The organism is Nocardia sp. NPDC058497 (assembly GCF_042720195.1).
Classification (GTDB): Bacteria; Actinomycetota; Actinomycetes; order Mycobacteriales; family Mycobacteriaceae; genus Nocardia.
On sequence record NZ_JBHXMY010000733.1, the window covers coordinates 1 to 2,555 of the forward strand.

1 protein-coding gene is annotated in these 2,555 nt (G+C 63.2%); it reads left to right on the top strand.

The annotated features are described in order from the left end of the window. Positions 1–294 precede the first annotated feature (294 nt). Positions 295–2,555, top strand: a 2,261-nt coding sequence (locus ACFWPJ_RS30200) for an AMP-binding protein (protein ID WP_378856518.1), incomplete at its 3' end; no start/stop codon positions are given.

Below are 2,555 nucleotides of genomic sequence, written 5' to 3' on the forward strand. Positions count from 1 at the left end.
ATTCTCGAATCCGCAAAGGAATCGACGCAACTGTGGGTGTGGCCCTGGTCGGAGTTGGCATAGGAGTCGTCTTCGCCGATAGCCGGTAAAACCGGCTGAGCCGCGCGGGGCAAACTGTTCATATTGAATCATCGAAGGCCAATATATATCGATGTTGGCCGCTGCTTTTGCTGTGCATATCTCGGGGGAAAATTGAACCAAAACGGCAATCTTGACAGATCACCATCGACTCGCTCGCTTTCCACCGCCAGGGTCGCTACCACCACGGCAGGCGGCCACCGGTGGGATCCGCCCGTGATTGGGTTGGCCGTGCATGCTCTGCTCGACCGTGCGTTCCCGCACCGCGACCGGATCCTGCTCGCATACCGCAACACAACGGGGATGGTTGACCTCAGTGGCATCGATCCCGACCAAGCCACGCTCGCAGATCTGGCCACGTTCTGCGCCCAAGCGCCTGAGGCGAGCCCTGGTGTCGGCGGCCATCTGATCGTGATTGACGGCGGTGCCAGTGCGGCGGCAACGACAGACCCTGACACGAGGTTGGAATTCGACACCTGCGACAGCGCTGTCCGCATGACCACCGAGCTGGGGGTCGACGAGCAAGAGTTGATCGACGTGGTGAACCTCGTGTGGCCTTTGCTGGCCGCCGCGGACCCGGATGTCCCGCTTCAACAGATCGTCAGTAGCGCCGCCGCACAGATCTTGTCGACTCGAACCTCGGCGCCCTATGGCGATCCACCGCTGTTCCTCACCCGCTTCCTGGATCTGGTCCGACGCCATCCACATCGGATAGCTGTCGAGACTGCCGATCATGCGATTACCTACCAGGAACTGAACGCTGTCGCCGACACCATCGCCAGTACCTTGGAAGCTCACGGTGCGGGCCCCGGGCGTGTGGTGTTGCTGATCCCACGCCGAGACGAGTATCTGGTCGCGATGATGGTGGCGACGTTCAAAGTCGGCTCGGCGCTCGCGATCACGAATCCAACAGCACCGCAAGCATTCCTGCGTGAGTGCATCAACGCAGCCCGCGCGGATCTCGTCGTCGACCTAGCTGGAATCGGATTTCCCGACGCCCTCTCCGAGGTACCCACGACACCACAGCACGGCCAGCGCTATGACAGTGAACGACTGTCCGGCGACGACTGCGCGGTGGTGACCTTCACGTCCGGTACATCAGGGACACCGAAAGCTGTTCGAGGCCGCTACCGCTCGCTGACGTACTACTTCGACTGGATGGACGAGCATCTCGGCCTCCTCGCCGATGCAAGGTTCGGAATGTGCTCGGCGCTGGGGCACGACCCGCTGCAACGTGATGTGATGACCCCGCTCTACCTCGGCACCACAGTGGTCGTCCCGCCTGAAGCCGAGCTGACCTCGCATGGCGGCCTCGCGCGTTGGCTCGCCGAGACCGACACGCAAGTGGCGTGTGTCAATCCGTCGGCAATCGCGCTGCTCACCGCCGCCGACCGGCAGCTACCGGCCCTGCGTGTGGTGTTCCTGGTCGGTGCTGCTCTGACTCGCCCTCAAGTGCAGTCGCTGGCGAGGATCGCACCCTCAGCGCGACTGGTAGCGCTCTACGGTTCTACTGAAACACAGCGAGCTGTGGCCTTTTTCGACATCGACACCAGCGCTGAGGCTATCGAGAAGCTCCCAGATGTGATCCCGTCCGGTCGCGGCATGGCGGATGTGGACGTGCTGGTACTGACTGGCGCTGGCAGTGTCTGTCTGCCGTGGCAGAGCGGCCAGATCGGAGTTCGTTCGCCGCAGATCGCGCTGGGCTACGCCGGTGACCCGGAGATGACAGCAGCGAAATTTCGCATCGGCCTGCCCACCGGGACTCCACCACACGATCACACACCCACATATCTGACCGGAGACATCGGCTATTCGACACCACGACACGGTGTCCACTATCTCGGACGCGCCGATGCACAGGTAAAGATCAACGGGCACCGGATCGAGCTCGACCATGTCACTGCCAAGGCACGTGCCACGGCGGCGGTCCGGGACGCGGCCGCGATCGTTGCCGACGTCGCCGGCGCACCAGCGCTGGCACTGTTCCTCGTCCCTGAGAACCCGGCAATCAGATTCGAGGCGACCGCGTTTCGTGCCTTGCTGGCCGAACAACTGCCGTCGCACATGCTGCCGACAAGGGTCATCACCCTCCATGAACTGCCGATCACGCGCAACCAGAAGGTCGACACCACCGCTTTGGCCCGCCACCTCGCGCCGCCAGCGCAGGACGAGGTAGACCAACGGCGCGACGGCCAGGCAGCACATCTTGTCCGGAACTACCTATACCGGCTGACGGGCGACACCGATCCGGATCCCTCGATTCCGCTGCGCGAGCTCGGCGTCGACTCACTACGGTTGGCGGCATTGCTCAGCCAACTGCCTGGTCCTGCCTCAGGCGCACACGCGGCAACCACGGCTTTGACCGCTGCCCAGCTTGTGGATGCGGTCAGCGTCGGCCTCGATGCACCAGAGGTGCCGGACGACGACCTCTCAGGCGATCAAGGCCGATATCGCGGCCAAGGAGGAAGAGCTCGAGG